A 17099-nucleotide genomic window follows, 5' to 3' on the forward strand; every position below is an offset into this window, starting at 1 on the left:
CTCCACCACTGAGGGGTTGAGTGTGCCAGTGTTGAACCGTGCCGAACTCTCACGGACCGGGGTGATTTTCATCGCGCTTTTGTTCGCCATTTGCGCGACGAGCGCCGTTGCGCGTGAATTTCGCGCCGCCGACACCCAGACCGAGGATTACCCGACCGTCCAGGCGCTGCGCTACATGGGCGCGCTGATCGCCGAGCGCACCGGCGGCCGGCACGAGATCAAGGTTTTTCATTCCCGCCAGCTCGGCGAGGAGAAGGAGACCATCGAGCAGACCCGGGCCGGCGCGATCGACCTCAACCGGACCAATGTGGCGCTGATCGGCAATTTCGTCCCGGCGATGAACGTGCTCGCCATGCCGTTCCTGTTCCGGTCCATCGAGCACATGCAGAAGGTGCTGGACGGGCCGATCGGCAGCGAGATCCTTGGCAGCTTCGAGCCCTACGGTTTCGTCGGGCTCGCCTTCTACGATTCCGGGGCGCGCTCGATCTACAACGGCGCCCGCCCCGTCAAAAGCATCGCAGACCTCCGGGGCCTGCGGATCCGGGTGCAGCAATCGGAGTTGATGAGCGAGATGATGCGCTCGCTCGGCGCCGAGCCGATCGAGATGCCCTATGGGCAGGTGCTCGCCGGGCTTGCCAATCATCTGATCGACGGCGCCGAGAACAACTGGCCATCTTTCGTGACGACGGACCATTACAAACATGCCGGCTACCTCGCGCTCACCGAGCACACGATGAGCCCCGAAGTGCTGGTGATCTCGCTCAAGGCCTGGAGCAGCCTGTCGGCGGACGACCAGACCATCTTCCGGGAGGCCGCGCAGCGCTCCAGCCGCTTCATGCGCGAGAAGTGGCGCGACCTCGAGGAGCAGTCGCAGCGCAAGGCGGAGGAAGCCGGCGTCACCATCGTCAGGGATATCGATCGCAAGCCGTTCGAGGGCGCGATGGCGGCGATCTACGCCAAGGCCGGGCGCGATCCCGCCGCGGCCGCACTGATCGAACGCATTCGCAAGGTGGAGTGAGCCTCGTTGCCCGCGTCTGGACACAGCGAGCACGCAGACAGGCAGCCCGGGCCGCTCGGGCGGCTGCGCGCGCGCCTCGTAGGCGCGCTCCGGGCGGTGCCGATCCGCTGGCGCATCCTGTCGATCGCGGCGCTGAACTCCGCCGTGGTGGTGGTGCTGGTGGCGCTGATCTGGAACGGCTCGCAGGTGCTGGGCTCGGCCTGGGACGACGTGCGCCAGGTGCGCGAGTCCGACCGGATCCTGGCGCTGCTCGAAAGCGAGACCGGGCGGCTGCACAATCTGATCCACCGCTACATCAACCAGCCGAGCCCGGACCTGTTCGCGGAAATCCTGCTGCTGCGCGAGGCGGTGCTGGGGACACTCGCCAACCGCGCCGCCAAGGACCCGATGCTGTCGGGCTCGGTCGAGGAGCTGGAGCGCACCACCGACCGCTTCCTCAACGGCTTCGGCGAGCTGCGCAGCGTCCAGGCCACCATCGCCAAGACCTATGAGGACCAGGTCCAGGGCCCGGCCAGGGACATGGCGGGCCTGTATTCCATCATCGAAGGCGCCACCGGCCATCGCGACGCGCTCATCTGGCCCTCGCTCGGCAAGTCGCGCGAGGCCTTCACCGCGATGCTGGTCGCGGCCAACTCCTACTATCTGTCGCAGTCGTCAGGCGCGGCCGACGACGCGCGCCACAACACCGAGACGATCGAGAAGACCATCCCCGTGATGATCGACCTCGCCGACAACGACCTCCAGCGCATGGCGCTGCAACGGCTCGCGACCCGCACCGTGGCGCTGCGCGAGGGCTTTGCAAAACTCTCCGAGCAGCTGATGAGCCGCACCGAGCTACTGCGCAACACCATCGACGCCAGCCAGGCCGAGGCGATCGGCGCCATCGACGACCTCTCCACCAAGATGCGCCAGCGCGAGCAGAAGGCGCAGGAGACGTTCGACCGCACGCTGGCGGATATTTCGCGGCGCGTGCTGTCGATCGCGGTGATCTTCCTCGGCATCATCCTCACCGCCGGCGTGCTGATCGCGCTGTCGATCCGCCTGCCGCTGCAGCAGATCATGGCGGCGATGCGCGCGATCACGCTCGGCGACCTCGACCGCGAGGTGCAGGGCACCAAGGCACGCGACGAGGTCGGGGCCATGGCCCGCGCGGTGGAGGTGTTCCGCGAGAACGCGATCGCCAAGCGTGAGACCGAGGACGAGCTGCGCGCGTCCAAGGAGAAGGCCGAGAGCGCGCTGCTCGAGCTCAACACCGCGCAGCAGAACCTGATCGACGCCGAGCGGCTCGCGGCGCTCGGCGGCCTCGTCGCCGGCGTCGCGCACGAGGTCAACAACCCGATCGGCATCAGCCTCACCGTTGCGTCGAGCTTTGCCCGGCGCAGCGATATCTTCGAGGCGCAGCTCAAGGGCGAGGGCGGCCTGCGCCGCTCGCAGCTCGAGGAGTTCGTGCAGGCCTCGCGCGATGCCTCGCAGCAGCTGGTCGCCAATCTCCAGCGCGCCGGCGAATTGATCCAGTCGTTCAAGCAGGTCGCGGTCGACCGCTCCCATGCCGAGCGGCGGCAGTTCAGCTTGAGCGAAGCCACCGACCAGATCATCGCCAGCCTGCGCCCGGTGCTGAAGCGCTCGCCGATCACGCTCCAGGTCGACGTGCCCGAGGGCCTGCTGCTCGACGGCTACCCCGGCTCCTACGGCCAGATCCTGACCAACCTCTTCCTCAACGCCGCCAACCACGCCTTCGCCGACGGGCGCGCCGGCACGATCACGATCTCGGCGCGGCCGCGCGGGGCCGACGACATCGAGATCATCTTCACCGATGACGGGGCCGGCATGACCCCGGACGTGCAGCGCCAGGCCTTTGACCCATTCTTTACCACCCGGCGCAATGAAGGTGGTACGGGACTTGGCCTCCATATCGTCTATAACCTCGTCACCCAGCAGCTCGGCGGGCGGATGATGCTGGAATCCAAGCTGGGACAAGGCACTACTTTTCGCATTATCATGCCTCGGGTCGCCAAGGGCGGCGCGCAAAGCACAGAGACTGACGGGACTTCTCAATGGCCGAACAGGACGATGTCCTCCACCTGATCGACGACACCGGCACCGCGTCGGAGGATACGGACGCCCGGAAATGGAAGATCGCCGTCATCGACGACGATCCGGCCGTGCATGACGGCACCCGTTTCGCGCTGTCCGATTACAGCCTCAACGGCCAGGGCCTGGAGATCCTCTCCGCCTATTCCGCGGCCGAAGGCCGCAAGCTGATGGCCGCGCACAACGACATCGCCGCGGTGCTGCTCGACGTCATCATGGAGACCGACGTCGCCGGCCTCGAGCTGGTCGAGTTCATCCGCAACGAGATCCGCAACGAGACCGTGCGCATCATCCTGCGCACCGGCCAGCCCGGCCAAGCGCCCGAGCGGCGCGTGATCGTGCAGTACGACATCAACGACTACAAGGCCAAGACCGAGCTCACCGCCGACAAGCTGTTCACCTCGCTGACCGCGGCGCTGCGCTCCTATCAGCAGCTCGAGCGCATGGTGCAGACGCGGCGCGGCCTCGAGATCATCATCGACGCGGCCTCGACGCTGTACGACTTCAAGTCGATGCAGCGGCTCGCCGAGGGCGTGCTGACCCAGCTCGCCTCGCTGCTCAATGTCGATTGCGCCGGAATACTGGTCCTGCGCGACAATGGCGGCGTCGACCCCGAGCTCTCGGTGCTCGCCGGCAGCGGCTGCTACAGCCGCTTCATCGGCACCACGACGTCGAAGGCGCTCGACCCCGACCTGCGCGAGATGGTCGAGGCCGCCTTCCAGCGCCGCAAGAACGAATTCGCCGACCACCGCAGCGTGATCTACTTGCGCACCGGAAGCGGCCGCGAGGTGGTCGTGCTGCTGCAGGCCGAGCGCGAGCTGTCCGAGACCGACCGCTCGCTGGTCGAGATCTTCTCCAGCCGGCTCTCGATCGCCTTCGACAACGTCATCCTCTATCAGCAGCTCCAGGACGCCAACACGCAGCTGGAAGACCGCGTCGCCCAGCGCACCCGCGCCCTGATGCAGGCCAACCGCCGCCTCTCGGCGCAGTGGCTGCGGCTGCAGCGCGCCAACGGCTTCAAGAACGAGATCCTGGGCACCGTTGCGCACGATCTGAAGAATCCGCTCGGCGTCATCCTCGGCCGCACCGAGATGCTGAAGGAGCTGATCTCGACCGGCGCCTCGTCCAGCGGCGTGGTCGCCCAGGTCGATCACATCCGCGACGCCACCAAGCGCCTGACCACGATGGTCGATCACCTGATCTCGGACGCGATGGCCGATGCCTTCGACATCACCATCCGCCGCGAGCCGGTCGACGTCGCCGCCCTGGTCAAGGAGGTCGCCGACGCCAACCAGCCGCTCGCCGTCAACAAGCAGCAGGCGATCAGCGTCGCCGCGCCGTCCAACATCGTCACCATGTGCGACACCGACCGCATCCGGGAGGCGATCGACAACCTCATCAGCAACGCCATCAAGTACTCACCGATCGGCGGCAAGATCAGCGTGGCCGTCGCCCATGAGGGCAGCGAGACCATCGTCCGCGTCAGCGACGAGGGCGCCGGCCTGTCGCCGGAGGATCTCGGCCGCCTGTTCGGCCGGTTCCAGCGGCTGTCGGCAAAACCGACCGCCGGCGAGAGCTCGACGGGGCTTGGGCTTTCCATCGTCAAGCGTATTATCGACATGCATGGCGGCGAGGTGACCGCCGACAGCGACGGCCCCGGCAGGGGCTCGACCTTCACCATTACCCTCCCCGCGACCGAACTGCCGTGATCTCAAGACCATGACCCAAAGCCAGCACATCATGATCGTCGACGACGAGGCCCCGGCCCGGGAGATGGTCGGCGATTACCTCAAGATGCACGGCTTCACCGTGACGCTGTGCGACGGCGGCAAGTCGTTGCGCGCCGCGATCGACGGCGGCATGCCCGATCTCGTCGTGCTCGACCTCAACATGCCCGAGGAAGACGGGCTGTCGATCATCCGCGACCTCAAGAGCCGCATCAACGTGCCTGTTATCATGCTCACCGCGACCGCGAGCCCGATCGACCGCGTCGTCGGGCTCGAGCTTGGTGCCGACGACTACGTGGCAAAGCCCTGCGAGCTACGCGAGCTGATGGCGCGCATCCGCTCGGTACTGCGCAGAAGCGGGCCGGCCAAGGCCGCGGCGCCGGAGGCTGCGGCGGCGAAATCGGGCAAGGATCAGCTGGTCCGCTTCGGCACCAAATGGCTCGATCTCGAAGCCCAGGCGCTGCGCGACGACGAGGGCAACGAGCATCCGCTGACCGCATCGGAGTTCGGGCTGCTCAAGGTGTTCGCGGCCAATCCGAAGCGCGTGCTGTCGCGCGAGCGCCTGCTCGAACTGGCCAATGCGCGCGACGCCGAGGCGTTCGACCGCGCCGTGGACCTGCGCATCATGCGCATCCGCCGCAAGATCGAGCCCGACCCGGCAAAACCCGCCGTAATCCGCACCATCCGCGGCGGCGGCTATCTGTTCTCGCCGGCTGGCGAGAAGACGTAGGGGCGCGCGGCAAATACAGCTGTCGTCCCGGACAAGCGCCAGCGCAGATCCGGGACCCATAGCCACGAAATTGGGTTTGGCGAAGACTCGGAGTTACCAGCTTCGCGCCACAACGCCTCCCTGTGATTATGGGTCCCGGACCGGCGCGCGCTTTTGGCGCGCTTGTCCGGGACGACGGCGGAGTGCCGGGCGCGACTGAACGCAAACCCCGAAAATTCGTTCCCGGCGCCTCCGCTCGCTGCCAAATCCCCACCCCCGTATTTTCCGTACATTGAAATTCCACGCTTTTTTGCCCCGAATGTTTCGTCGCGCCCTGTCCGACGAAACAATTTGGCGGCGCACGAAACCATTTTCCGCTTTTCGCGCAGACGTCCCGAAACGGTGGCTGATTAACACTTTGGTCCAAGGAAACGCCGCTCGGTTGCGGCGCTACGGGGAGCCAAGTCTATGCCGAACGTCATCGCCATCAACGCCCAGGCCAGCCAGAGCATCATCGCCGCTCAGGCGACTTCGGACGATATGCTTCTGGAAAGCATTGCCGACGGCAACCGGACGTCGATGCACATCCTGTATTGCCGGCACAATGTGCGGGTTTACCGTTTCATCCTGCGTATCGTGCGTGATGCCACCACCGCGGAAGACCTTGTCAGCCAGGTGTTCCTCGACGTGTGGCGGACCGCCGGCCAGTTCCAGGGCCGCTCGCAGGTCTCGACCTGGCTGCTGTCGATCGCCCGCTTCAAGGCGCTGACCGCGATGCGCCAGCGCCGCTTCGAGGACATCGACCAGGAAGACGTGCGCCAGATCCCTGACGACACCGACACCCCCGAGACCTCGCTCGACCGCAGCGACACCAGCGCCATCCTGCGCGCCTGCGTGCAGAAACTGTCGCCCGCGCATCGCGAGATCATCACCCTCGTCTACTACCACGAGAAGTCCGTGGAGGAGGTCGGTCGGATCATCGGCATCCCCCAGAGCACGGTGAAGACGCGGATGTTCTATGCCCGCAAGCAATTGGCGGATTTGCTTAAGGGCTGCGGCGTCGACCGCTTCGCCGCCTGAAAGCTCATGATTTCAAAGGGATAGGATCGGACCAGCGGCCCTATTCCCGGACACGGAAGTGTTACCGCGGACGAAACAATTGAAACAAACCACAACATCAGGCGGAAAAACTTCCCTCCTATAAACCTCACATACGGTTTTGCTTAAACCTCCCAAGACTTCCAACGACCCGGACGGGATGCCCCCCCCGGGTCGTTTTGTGTTTGGGCCTGAGGTGGCCACCGCGAGCCCCGCCTCTCCCGCTTGCGGGAGAGGCCGACGTGCCCGGGCGATGCGAAGCATCGTCCCGCGCGCGGCGGGTGAGGGCGGGCTCTCTCCTCTCGGGGAGTGTCCCGTTGCGGAGACACCCTCTCCCCAACCCCTCCCCCGCGAGCGGGGAGGGAGCGCACCGTCACCCTGATGGGCACCCCGTCACGAAGCCGTGACGCCACGTAACGACTGCCCCTCCCATCCCGAACTGCCCTCGTGACCTCCCTCGCGAGTGGCCCATGCTCGACCTGATCTTCGCCGTCCTTGCCGGCGTCCTCACCATCGCTGCGCCGTGCACGCTGCCGATGCTGCCGATCCTGCTTGGCGCTTCGATCGGACGTGCGGGGCATCTGCGGCCGGCGATGATCGCGCTCGGATTCGTCATCTCGTTCTCGGCGACTGCGCTGCTGCTCGGCGCGATCACCCGGCTGTTCGACTTCGATCCGAACGTGCTGCGCGAAGCGGCGTCCATCCTGCTGCTCGGCTTCGGCCTCTTGATGCTGTGGCCGGCGCCGTTCGAATGGCTGTCGATCCGGCTCAATGGCTGGCTCGATCTTGGTGCTGCGAGCGCCGCGCAGCGCGAGGGCGCGCTTGGCGGGCTCATCCTCGGCACCACGCTCGGCCTGGTCTGGACGCCCTGCGCAGGGCCCGTGCTCGGCTCGATCCTGACGCTGGTGGCGACGACGAAGAATGCGACCTGGGCCGGCACGCTGCTGGTCGCCTACGCCATCGGCGCGGCGATCCCGATGCTCGCGATCGCCTATGGCGGACAGGCCGCGACGACGCGCGTGCGCAGCCTCGCGCGCATTTCGCCACGCCTGCAGCAGGGCTTTGGCGTCGTCGTGATCGGCTTCGCGGTCGCCGCCTACTTCCAATACGACACGCTGATCGTGGCGTGGCTCACCGGCTTCTATCCCACCGGCCAGATCGGCCTGTGATTGCTTCGCATCTCAACGGAGGACGCTTCCATGACCTTGAAACTGCTCGCCGTATCCGCAGCCCTGATCGGCATGGCCGTGACCGGCGCCGTGATCCCCGGCATCTGCGACGAGGCCGCACGCGCTGCGCCTGTCGTCAGCGCGGCCGCAAGCCAGCAGACCGCGCCCGACTTCACCGGTATCAACACCTGGTTCAACTCGAAGCCGCTGAGCATCGCCGATCTCCGCGGCAAGGTCGTGCTGGTCGATTTCTGGACCTATGGCTGCGTCAACTGCGTCAACACGCTGCCGCACGTCACCGACCTCTATGCAAAATACAAGGACAAGGGCCTGGTCGTGGTCGGCGTGCACACGCCGGAATTCCCGTTCGAGCGCTCTGCCTCCAATGTGCAGGCCGCCCTGAAGCGTCACGGCATCACCTATCCGGTGGCGCAGGATAACGATTCGAAGACCTGGAACGCCTACAGCAACCAGTATTGGCCGGCGCAATACATCATCGACCAGACCGGCAAGATCGTGTTCCAGCATGCCGGTGAAGGCCGCTACGACGAGATCGACCGGACGGTGGCGAGGCTGCTGAACACCAGCAGCTGACGCGGCACGGACATCGCGCGGCTGGTTTCACCTGACGGCCTTGTTGCTTGACTCCACGGACCCGTCCGTGGAGTTTCGCAACCGACGCAATCAGCCGCCCGCAATGGACGACGCGACCACCAGCAACGACATCCGCCTTCGTGAAGGCTCATCGATCGCGCAGCGGCTGGTCGTGGCCGGCTCTGCGGCGGCCGTTGCGCTCTGCTTCACGCCCGGCCTGTTCACGCACGACACGCTGGAAATCATCATCTCGGTGGTCGCGCTGCTGGTGGGAGCGGGATTTGTCGTCGGCATCATGATGGCGCCGGCGGTGGTGTGGATCATCACACCCGACGAGATCCTGATCGGGCATCAGCGTCCCTTCGGAAAACTCCAGACGCGGATCGTTCCGAAGGACGACATCACGGGGTTGCAAGTTCCCGGCAGCAAGCGGGTGAAGGCCCGCTTTCAGCTGGTCTTCACGCTTGTCTCGGGCGAGCGCCTGACGTCGCCGCCGATCTCGGATGTCACGCATGTGCGCGACACCGTGGCACGGATCGCCACGCAATTCGACGTTCCCCACGTCGAGGAGCCGGTCAATCCGCTCGATGCCAGCAATTCCGAGATGCATCTCGGCGAGCCGCTCGAGGCGTTTTCCGCACGGGACATAAGGATCGTCGCACTGATCGCCGTCGCCTTGTCCGCCGTGCCCTACGCCTACAAGCTCTGGCGCGGATGGCCGCCGAGCCATGTCGATATCCTGCTGCTGCCGCTCGGCGCGATCGCGGCGTTCGCCGTGTATCGCTACGCCAACCTCGTGACCGGCGTGTTCTGGATCATCCGCGAGGGCGACATCCGCGTCGAACGCCTGTGGGGCGACGGCCAGCCGCGCACCGACCATATCGAGGGGCACGAGGTGAAGACGATCACCGTCGACCGCCGCGGCCGGTCCGAGGACGAGCACTGCATCGTCACGATCCGGTTGCGCTCGGGCCGACGCTTTCGCAGCCCCCGCATCGGCTCGCGGCTCGAGGCCCGCGCCGTGGGAGCCGAAATCGTGCGGCGGCTCGGGATCGCGGCGGAGAATAACAAGATTTAGTCGATGATGGATGAGACTCGACGAGCCCCCCCAACCGAGGTGCGTTCCCTCCCCCCTTGTGGGGGAGGGCTAGGGAGGGGGGTGGCCCCGGAAAAGGTGTCGGTTATTGACGATGCCTCGCATGTGGTTGTGCGACGGAGAGAATCCCCGTGTGGCCCCCCTCCCTGCCCCTCCCCCACAAGGGGGGAGGGAACGGAGAGAGCACTGTGTTGGCCAAACTCGATCGGACTTCAAACGTCGCGCTCAGGAATGCCTCAACCCGCGGTCGATGTCGCGAGTACTGCTTTTCGCGCCATCCCCTGTTTGTGGCATTGCCGTGGGCCCGTCAAAAAAGCAAAGCATTCTCGTGACATACCAGCCGGGCGCGCCATCAACTTGCCATGAACATGCCCCTGAGATTTGATGGCTTTGAATGATTTGCGCTGTGGCAGCGGGGAGAGCTTGAAATGACGGATTTTCGTCGCCTGACCGGGATGTTCGTGGCCACGATCGGCCTGATCCTGTCTGCACCACAGGCCATCGCGCAGCAGCCCGACCGCGGCGACGAGCCGGGTCTGGTCGCTGACGACGCCTACCAGCTCGAGCCGGAATGGCAGAAGCAGGTGGTCTACTTCCGCACCACCGAGACGCCGGGCACCATCATCATCTCCACCGCAGAGCGCCACCTCTATCTGGTGCAGCCGGGCGGGCGCGCGATCCGCTACGGCATCGGCGTCGGCCGCGACGGCTTCCAGTGGCAGGGGCTGGTGAACATCACCAACAAGAAGGAATGGCCGGACTGGACGCCGCCGCCCGAGATGATCCAGCGCCAGCCCTATCTGCCGCGCTTCATGGCCGGCGGCCCCGGCAATCCGCTCGGCGCCCGCGCCATGTATCTCGGCACCACCGTGTACCGCATTCACGGCACCAACCGTCCCGATACGATCGGCACCAAGGTGTCCTCGGGCTGCTTCCGTCTCGTCAACAACGACGTCGCCGATCTCTACGATCGCGTCCCTGTCGGCACCAAGGTGGTCATCCGGCAGAAGCCCGAACTCTAAGTTCCCCGCCTTCGCAACACTTCCTTTTCTTCCCGATTATTTCGAGAGAGAGACATCATGCGCACTTTTCGAGGCGGCCTGCTCATCGGGCTCGCGGTCGCCGTGCTGGTCGGCGTGCTCGCCGTCATCTACGAGTTCTACGACACCCGCACCCTGAAGCGTACGGTTCGCCGCGGCGAAGTGCTGTGCGGCGTCAACAAGGGCCTGCCGGGCTTCTCGATCCCCGACGACAAGGGCAACTGGACCGGCTTCGACGTCGATTTCTGCCGCGCGGTGGCGGCGGCGATCTTCAACGATCCGGCCAAGGCGAAGTTCGTCGCGCTCGACGCCAGCGAGCGCTTCAAGGAATTGCAGAGCCGGAAGGTGGACATCCTCTCGCGCAACTCGACCTGGAGCATGGCGCGTGAGCTCGACTACGACCTCTATTTCCCCGCCGTCGCCTATTACGACGGCGCAGGCTTCATGCTGCCGCGTTCGCGCAACAAGGAAACGTCGCTGGACCTGACCGGCAGCAAGGTCTGCGTGCAGACCGGAACCACGACGGCGCTCAACGTCTCCGACTACTTCCGTGCCAACAACATGAAGTACGAAGAGGTGAAGTTCGACAAGCTGGACGACGTGGTGAAGGCCTACGACACCGGCAAGTGCGATACGCTCTCCGCCGACGTCTCGCAGCTCTACGCGCTGCGGCTGAACCTGTCGAAGCCCGGCGATCACATGATCCTGCCGGACATGATCTCCAAGGAGCCGCTCGCCCCCGTGGTGCGCCAGCGCGACGACGACTGGATGATGATCGTGAAGTGGACGCTCTACGCGATGATCAACGCCGAAGAGCTCGGCGTCTCCTCCGAGAACATCGACGAGGCGCTGAAGTCGAAAAAGCCGGAAGTGATGCGCCTCGTCGGCACGGAAGGCAATTACGGCGAGCAGCTCGGCCTCACCAAGGACTGGGTCGTCCGCATCATCCGCAATGTCGGCAATTACGGCGAGATGTACGAGCGCAATATCGGCGAGAAGTCGAAGCTGAAGATCCCGCGCGGCATGAACCAGCTGTGGAACGCCGGTGGCGTGCAGTACGCGCCGCCGATGCGGTAACGGCGGTTCCTCCGCCGTCATTGCGAGGAGCGCAGCGACGAAGCAATCCAGAATCCCTCTGCGGTGACAGTCTGGATTGCTTCGCTGCGCTCGCAATGACGAGATGAGGCACGAGCTTTCCACACTCTCAACCGTCATCGCCCGCGAAGGCGGGCGATCCAGTATTCCAGAGCCAGTTGTTGTTGATCGAGACGCCGCGGCGTACTGGGTCGCCCGGTCAAGCCGGGCGACGACACTGATTGTGAGGCGGCGTCCTGCGCCTCACGTCCACCCGCCTCAATATCCCCGCGCCCTTGCCAACTGCTCGGTGTGGTAATTCGCATCCCCGAATAGCTCCTCGCACACCCGTGCGCGCTTCATGAAGAAGCCGATGTCGAACTGGTCGGTCATGCCCATGCCGCCATGCATCTGCACGCCTTCCTGGACCGCGCGCGTGGCGGTGGTGCCGGCGCGGGCTTTTGCGACCGCGACGGCTGACGTGGCTTTGGCGACGTCAGCATCCAGCGCCTGGAGCGCCTTCATCACCGCGGCGCGGGTGATCTCGATGTCGACATAGAGCTCGGCGGCGCGATGCTGCAGCGCCTGGAATTCGCCGATCAGCTTGCCGAACTGCTTGCGACTCTTCAGGTACTCGACGGTGCGATTGAACACCTCGTCGCTAAGGCCCCCCATTTCGGCGGCCACCGCGCCGCGGCCGATGTCGAGCACGCCGTCGAGCAGACCGGCAGCCTGATCGACCTCGCCAAGCACGCTGTCGGCATTGACCTCGACATTGGCAAGCTCGATCCGCGCAGCGTTGTGCGCATCGACCATGATGGTGCGCTCGATCGCGACGCCCTTGGCCTTGGGGTTGACCAGGAACAGCGTCAAGCCGTCGCGCTCACCGGCTGAGCCCGCGGTGCGCGCCGCGACGATCAGGAGATCGGCGACGTGACCGTCGACGACCAGGGCCTTGGCACCGGAGAGCTTGAAGCCGTTGCCGGCGCGCACGGCCTGGAGGCTGGTCCGGAGCGGGCGATGCTTGGCGCCCTCGTCGATCGCGAGCGTCGCCAGCAGCGAGCCGTTGGAAATCTTCGGCAAATATTCCGACTTCTGCGCGGCATTGCCGCCGCGATTCAGCGCCGAGGCTGCGACCACGCTGGTGGCGAGGAAGGGCGACGGCATCAAGGTGCGGCCGATCTCCTCCATCACGACGCCGGCCTCGACGAAGCCGAGGCCGGAGCCGCCGAACTCTTCCGGCACGAGCAGGCCGGCAAAGCCCATCTCGGCAAAGGAATGCCAGAACTCCTTGGAGAAGCCGGTCGGATCCTTGGAGTCGCGCAAGTGACGCAGGTGCGACACCGGCGCCTTGTCGCTGATCAGCCCGCGCGCAGAGTCACGGAGCATCGATTGTTCTTCGGTGAGGACGAGGGCCATGGCTTCAGTCTCTAGCGTCTTTGTAAATCTGTTGGTGTCATTCCGGGGCGCGTCGAAGACGCGAACCCGGAATCTCGAGGTTCCGGGTTCGGTCCTGCGGACCGCCCCGGAACGACGGCGGAGTTAGGCCCCCGGCAGATCGAGGATGCGCTTGGCGACGATGCCGAGCATCACCTCGCTGGTGCCGCCCTCGATCGAGTTGGCCTTGGTGCGCAGCCAGGCGCGCGGACGGGCGCCCTGCTTCGAGCGCTCGCTCTCCCATTCCAGCGCATCGACGCCGCCGGCCGACATCAGGATCTCGTAGCGGCGCTTGTTGAGCTCGGTGCCGTAGTATTTCATCGCCGACGAGAACGCCGGATGCGCCTGCCCCGCCTTGGCGAGATCGACGGCACGCTCGGCGCAGGCGGCGAGCGCGGCTTCATCGACATCGAAGCTCGCGATCTTGCCGCGCAGCATCGCATCGTCGAGGCGACCTTGCGCATCGCTGCCGACGGAATCGGCTGCGATCTGGCCGAGCGGACGGCCGACGCCGCGCTCGCCCATGCCCGAGATCATCGCACGCTCGTGCTGGAGCAGATATTTCGCGACGTCCCAGCCGCGGTTGACGGTGCCGACCACATGCGATTTCGGCACGCGGACGCCGTCGAAGAAGGTCTCACAGAACGGCGAGTAGCCGGAGATCAGGAGGATCGGCTTGGTCGTCACGCCCTTCGAGGTCATGTCGAACAGGATGAAGCTGATGCCGTCGTGCTTCTTAGCGGCCGGATCGGTGCGGACGAGGCAGAAGATCCAGTCGGCATAGTTGGCGTAGGAGGTCCAGATCTTCGAGCCGGTGATGACGAAATCATCGCCGTCGCTCTCGGCGCGGGTCTGGAGCGAAGCGAGATCGGAGCCGGCGTTCGGCTCGGAATAGCCCTGGCACCAGCGGATCAGGCCCGCCGCGATGTTTGGCAGGTGCTCCTTCTTCTGCGACTCGTTGCCGTATTTCAGCAGCGCCGGCCCGAGCATCCAGATGCCGAAGCTCGACAGCGGCGGCCGCGCGCCGATTCTTCCCATCTCGGCGCGCAGCACCTTGTGCTCGGCAGCGCTGAGGCCGCCACCGCCATATTCCTTCGGCCAGTCCGGCACGGTCCAGCCCTTGTCGCGCATGCGCTCGAACCAGATGCGCTGCGGCTCGGACGAGAATTTTGCATTGCGCCCGCCCCAGAACACGTCGGCGTCCGACGTTGCGGGCCTGCGCATTTCCGGCGGGCAGTTGGCTTCAAGCCAGGCGCGCGTCTCGTTGCGGAATGTTTCGAGATCGGCCGTTTCAGAATCGCTGGTTTTAGAGTCAGTCATTGGTCGTTTCCATCAATCAAAATCGACTTGTTGGGCGCGACTCTGGGCCATCGCACCGTGGAATTCAACCACTTACGCAGGCGCATTCGGCTATAGTCGCGACCACGACGGTGCTTGAAAACAAAGAGGAAACGAGAATGCGCCTGACACTTCTTTCGCCTGGCGAAATGAACGAGAGCCAGCGGCAGACCTATGACGAGTCGATTGCCGGCAAGCGCGGCAAGCCGCCGGCACCGATGATGGCCTGGCTCAACAGCCCGGAGATGGCCCGTCACGCGACGCGGCTCGGCGAAGTGCTGCGCTTCGATACGATTTTCCCCGCCAAGCTTTCGGAGATCGCGATCCTGGTGACGGCGCGGCACTGGACCGCGCATTACGAATGGTACGCGCACAAGCGCCTCGCGCTTGCAGGCGGCATGGATCCAAAAATCATCGACGCGATCCGCGACCGCCGCACGCCTGAGTTCGACGACCCCAAGGCCAGGATGATCTACGACGTCGCGAAGTCGCTGCATGAGGGCCGCGGCGTCGAGAAGGGCCTCTATGATGAGGCGGTGAAGTTGCTCGGCGAACGCGGCGTGGTCGAGGTGATTGGGCTGTGCGGCTACTACACAATGGTGTCGATGACGCTGAACACGTTCGAGTTCGGGCTGCCCGAGGGCGAGGTGCCGGAGCTGTCTTAGTTTCGCATCCGGAAACGCTGGGTTTCGGGATAGGCCAGTGGCACTGTCCCGGGGCGCGGCCTATGTGGGGTTGATCAACGGAGCATTGTCATGTCGCAGAACCCAGCCGTCCATGCCGGCACCCGGATCGGCCACGTTCATCTCAAGGTCGCCGATCTCGATCGCGCGCTCGACTTCTATTGCGGCGTGCTCGGCTTCGAGCTGATGCAGCGCATGGGCTCTGGCGCGGCCTTCATCTCGGCCGGCGGCTATCATCACCACATCGGGCTCAATACCTGGGAGAGCAAGGGCGGCTCGCCGCCGCCGCCGGGCACGACCGGGCTCTTTCACACCGCGATCCTCTACCCGACGCGCCCCGCGCTGGCGGATGCGCTGCACCGGGTGCTTTCGGCCGGCATTGCGCTCGACGGCGCGAGCGACCACGGCGTCAGCGAGGCGCTTTACCTGCGCGATCCCGACCAGAACGGCGTCGAGCTGTATTGGGATCGGCCGAGGGAGCAATGGCCGTTCGGACCGGATGGCAAACTTGCGATGATTACGAAGCGGCTGGATGTCGAGGCGTTGCTGCGGCAGCGGGAGGCGTGATGTCGTAGGGTGGGCAAAAGCGAAGCGTGCCCACCAATTCTTTCGACACGATTGGAGAGTCGGGCGGTGGGCACGGCGCTGCGCGCCTTTGCCCACCCTACGAGAGCTTCGTCCGCGGCCTCCCCCGCACCATGATCAGCGCCGCGGCCACCACCTCCAGCGCGATGCAGAGATAGAACGGCAGCGCATAGCCACCGGAGAAGTCGCGCAGGAAGCCGACCACGCCGGGGCCGAACGCGTAGGTCACCTGGTTGATCGCGGTGTTCAGGCTGATCAGCACGCCGAACGAGGCGGAGTCGAACTCCTGCTGCACGATCAGCGACGGCAGCGTGATGAGATTGCCGACCGAGAAGCCGAATACGGCGCAAGCCGCGATCAGCACGTAGTCGTTGTGCAAGTTGATCACGACGCACAACGCCGCGGCCTGGCTGAGGAACGACAGCGCCGAGGCGAGGCGCTGGTTGAGCCGGTCGATCACCATCGAGAACAGCACCCGGCCGACCACCGCCATCGCCGTCAGCACCGCAACCGCCACGGCGGCGCGCTCGCGGCCGATCACCGGGTCGAGGAACGAGATCAGGTGCACGATGAAGCCGACTTGCGCGAACAGCACCAGCGCGAAGGCAATCGTCACCGTGAGGAAGCCGACGTCGCGCAGCGCGTGCGCGCGGATTTGCGCCGACGATTGCGGCTTTGCCTTCGCTGCCGCATGCCAGCCATGGTGCTCGGGCGGCCGGCCGACGACGAGCAGGATCACCGGCGCGAGCAGCACCAGCATGGCGCCTGCGGTGGCGTACATCGCCGTCGCGAATCCAACATGGCTGATCATGGTCACCAGCAGCGGCACGCCGACGATGCCGCCGAAGCTGGCGCCGTTCAGCGCGAGGCTGATCGCCATGCCGCGCTTGTGGTCGAACCATAGGCTGATCGTGTTGGTGATCATGGCGAGACTGGTGCCGGCCCAGCCGAAGGCGAGCACGGCGTCGGCGAGATAAAGCTGCCAGGGCTCGCGCACCGCGCCGATCGCGACCGCCGCGGCGGCCATCGCCAGCGTGCCCGCGATCAGGCAGAGGCGCGGGCCGTATTTTCGGACGGCTTCACCGACGAAGACGACGAGCAGCGCACCGAACAGATAGAAGAACGTCGTCCCCGCGGAGATCAGCGAGGCCGGCCAGCCCCGCGCGCGCTGGAGCTCGGCGACATAGACGCTCTGGCCATAGAAGCCGAGCCCCCAGCCGAAGGTCGCGAGCAGGAAGCAGACCGCGACGATGCGCCAGCCTTCATAGCGGAGGGAGGATTCGTCGATCGGAGCTGCGTGGCGGGGATTGTCGAGCATTTCTTTGCTCCTCGCCGTCATTCCGGGGCGATGCAAAGCATCGAACCCGGAATCTCGAGATTCCGGGTTCACCCTTCGGGTGCCCCGGAATGACGGCAGAAAATGAAGGACGTTGCTGGCCT

General features: G+C 65.4%; 15 protein-coding genes. 12 read left to right on the forward strand and 3 right to left on the reverse strand.

The window, feature by feature from the left end; genetic code table 11:
* The first annotated feature begins 22 nt into the window (after positions 1-22).
* The 10 genes from ACVWW6_RS05080 (at position 23) to ACVWW6_RS05125 (ending at position 11619) form a co-directional block, all read left to right on the forward strand.
* Positions 23-1018 (forward strand): TRAP transporter substrate-binding protein, encoded by a 996-nt coding sequence (locus ACVWW6_RS05080; RefSeq protein WP_011083852.1) that lies wholly within the window; start codon positions 23-25, stop codon positions 1016-1018.
* Between the two features lie 6 nt (positions 1019-1024).
* Positions 1025-3103 (forward strand): sensor histidine kinase, encoded by a 2079-nt coding sequence (locus ACVWW6_RS05085; RefSeq protein ID WP_060909436.1) that lies wholly within the window; start codon positions 1025-1027, stop codon positions 3101-3103.
* On the forward strand, positions 3073-4818 hold the full coding sequence (locus ACVWW6_RS05090; protein WP_011083850.1) for an ATP-binding response regulator: 1746 nt from the start codon (positions 3073-3075) through the stop codon (positions 4816-4818). The genes ACVWW6_RS05085 and ACVWW6_RS05090 overlap by 31 nt, the downstream gene beginning before the upstream one ends.
* A 10-nt stretch (positions 4819-4828) precedes the next feature.
* Positions 4829-5566: a response regulator gene (locus tag ACVWW6_RS05095; protein WP_161532978.1), complete on the forward strand. Its 738-nt coding sequence runs from the start codon at positions 4829-4831 to the stop codon at positions 5564-5566.
* A 447-nt stretch (positions 5567-6013) separates the two neighbouring features.
* Positions 6014-6625, forward strand: coding sequence for a sigma-70 family RNA polymerase sigma factor (locus ACVWW6_RS05100; protein WP_011083848.1), 612 nt, complete (start codon positions 6014-6016; stop codon positions 6623-6625).
* A 488-nt stretch (positions 6626-7113) separates the two neighbouring features.
* Positions 7114-7812 carry a cytochrome c biogenesis CcdA family protein gene (locus ACVWW6_RS05105; protein ID WP_011083847.1) on the forward strand — a complete coding sequence of 233 codons (699 nt, stop codon included), beginning with the start codon at positions 7114-7116 and terminating at the stop codon, positions 7810-7812.
* A gap of 30 nt (positions 7813-7842) precedes the next feature.
* On the forward strand, positions 7843-8406 hold the full coding sequence (locus tag ACVWW6_RS05110; protein WP_011083846.1) for a thioredoxin family protein: 564 nt from the start codon (positions 7843-7845) through the stop codon (positions 8404-8406).
* Between the two features lie 103 nt (positions 8407-8509).
* Positions 8510-9484 carry a hypothetical protein gene (locus ACVWW6_RS05115; RefSeq protein WP_456680269.1) on the forward strand — a complete coding sequence of 325 codons (975 nt, stop codon included), beginning with the start codon at positions 8510-8512 and terminating at the stop codon, positions 9482-9484.
* Between the two features lie 446 nt (positions 9485-9930).
* Positions 9931-10524, forward strand: coding sequence for a L,D-transpeptidase (locus ACVWW6_RS05120; RefSeq protein ID WP_011083844.1), 594 nt, complete (start codon positions 9931-9933; stop codon positions 10522-10524).
* Between the two features lie 57 nt (positions 10525-10581).
* Positions 10582-11619 (forward strand): amino acid ABC transporter substrate-binding protein, encoded by a 1038-nt coding sequence (locus ACVWW6_RS05125; RefSeq protein WP_011083843.1) that lies wholly within the window; start codon positions 10582-10584, stop codon positions 11617-11619.
* A 276-nt stretch (positions 11620-11895) separates the two neighbouring features.
* Here ACVWW6_RS05125 and ACVWW6_RS05130 read toward each other — a convergent pair whose 3' ends face one another.
* Both ACVWW6_RS05130 and ACVWW6_RS05135 read right to left on the reverse strand, forming a co-directional pair.
* Positions 11896-13035 carry an acyl-CoA dehydrogenase family protein gene (locus tag ACVWW6_RS05130; protein WP_456680270.1) on the reverse strand — a complete coding sequence of 380 codons (1140 nt, stop codon included), beginning with the start codon at positions 13033-13035 and terminating at the stop codon, positions 11896-11898.
* A 123-nt stretch (positions 13036-13158) separates the two neighbouring features.
* Positions 13159-14373 (reverse strand): acyl-CoA dehydrogenase family protein, encoded by a 1215-nt coding sequence (locus ACVWW6_RS05135; RefSeq protein ID WP_456680271.1) that lies wholly within the window; start codon positions 14371-14373, stop codon positions 13159-13161.
* Between the two features lie 137 nt (positions 14374-14510).
* Between ACVWW6_RS05135 and ACVWW6_RS05140 the strand changes: the two genes are divergently transcribed.
* Together ACVWW6_RS05140 and ACVWW6_RS05145 are read left to right on the forward strand one after the other, a co-directional pair.
* On the forward strand, positions 14511-15056 hold the full coding sequence (locus tag ACVWW6_RS05140; protein WP_456680272.1) for a carboxymuconolactone decarboxylase family protein: 546 nt from the start codon (positions 14511-14513) through the stop codon (positions 15054-15056).
* A 90-nt stretch (positions 15057-15146) separates the two neighbouring features.
* Positions 15147-15641 (forward strand): VOC family protein, encoded by a 495-nt coding sequence (locus ACVWW6_RS05145; protein WP_456680273.1) that lies wholly within the window; start codon positions 15147-15149, stop codon positions 15639-15641.
* A gap of 97 nt (positions 15642-15738) precedes the next feature.
* On the opposite strand, the gene ACVWW6_RS05150 is transcribed toward ACVWW6_RS05145, so the two are convergent.
* Positions 15739-16977 (reverse strand): MFS transporter, encoded by a 1239-nt coding sequence (locus ACVWW6_RS05150; RefSeq protein ID WP_456680274.1) that lies wholly within the window; start codon positions 16975-16977, stop codon positions 15739-15741.
* Positions 16978-17099 lie beyond the last annotated feature (122 nt).

This window comes from Bradyrhizobium sp. USDA 3311 (assembly GCF_054062495.1).

Excerpts from the sequence above, each read along its gene's own strand:
- ACVWW6_RS05100 (WP_011083848.1), top strand. The coding sequence starts at position 6,014 with ATGCCGAACGTCATCGCCATCAACGCCCAGGCCAGCCAGAGCATCATC.
- ACVWW6_RS05150 (WP_456680274.1), bottom strand. The coding sequence starts at position 16,977 with ATGCTCGACAATCCCCGCCACGCAGCTCCGATCGACGAATCCTCCCTC.
- ACVWW6_RS05105 (WP_011083847.1), top strand. The coding sequence starts at position 7,114 with ATGCTCGACCTGATCTTCGCCGTCCTTGCCGGCGTCCTCACCATCGCT.
- ACVWW6_RS05125 (WP_011083843.1), top strand. The coding sequence starts at position 10,582 with ATGCGCACTTTTCGAGGCGGCCTGCTCATCGGGCTCGCGGTCGCCGTG.
- ACVWW6_RS05130 (WP_456680270.1), bottom strand. The coding sequence starts at position 13,035 with ATGGCCCTCGTCCTCACCGAAGAACAATCGATGCTCCGTGACTCTGCG.
- ACVWW6_RS05115 (WP_456680269.1), top strand. The coding sequence starts at position 8,510 with ATGGACGACGCGACCACCAGCAACGACATCCGCCTTCGTGAAGGCTCA.
- ACVWW6_RS05145 (WP_456680273.1), top strand. The coding sequence starts at position 15,147 with ATGTCGCAGAACCCAGCCGTCCATGCCGGCACCCGGATCGGCCACGTT.
- ACVWW6_RS05120 (WP_011083844.1), top strand. The coding sequence starts at position 9,931 with ATGACGGATTTTCGTCGCCTGACCGGGATGTTCGTGGCCACGATCGGC.
- ACVWW6_RS05110 (WP_011083846.1), top strand. The coding sequence starts at position 7,843 with ATGACCTTGAAACTGCTCGCCGTATCCGCAGCCCTGATCGGCATGGCC.
- ACVWW6_RS05135 (WP_456680271.1), bottom strand. The coding sequence starts at position 14,373 with ATGACTGACTCTAAAACCAGCGATTCTGAAACGGCCGATCTCGAAACA.
- ACVWW6_RS05095 (WP_161532978.1), top strand. The coding sequence starts at position 4,829 with ATGACCCAAAGCCAGCACATCATGATCGTCGACGACGAGGCCCCGGCC.
- ACVWW6_RS05090 (WP_011083850.1), top strand. The coding sequence starts at position 3,073 with ATGGCCGAACAGGACGATGTCCTCCACCTGATCGACGACACCGGCACC.
- ACVWW6_RS05140 (WP_456680272.1), top strand. The coding sequence starts at position 14,511 with ATGCGCCTGACACTTCTTTCGCCTGGCGAAATGAACGAGAGCCAGCGG.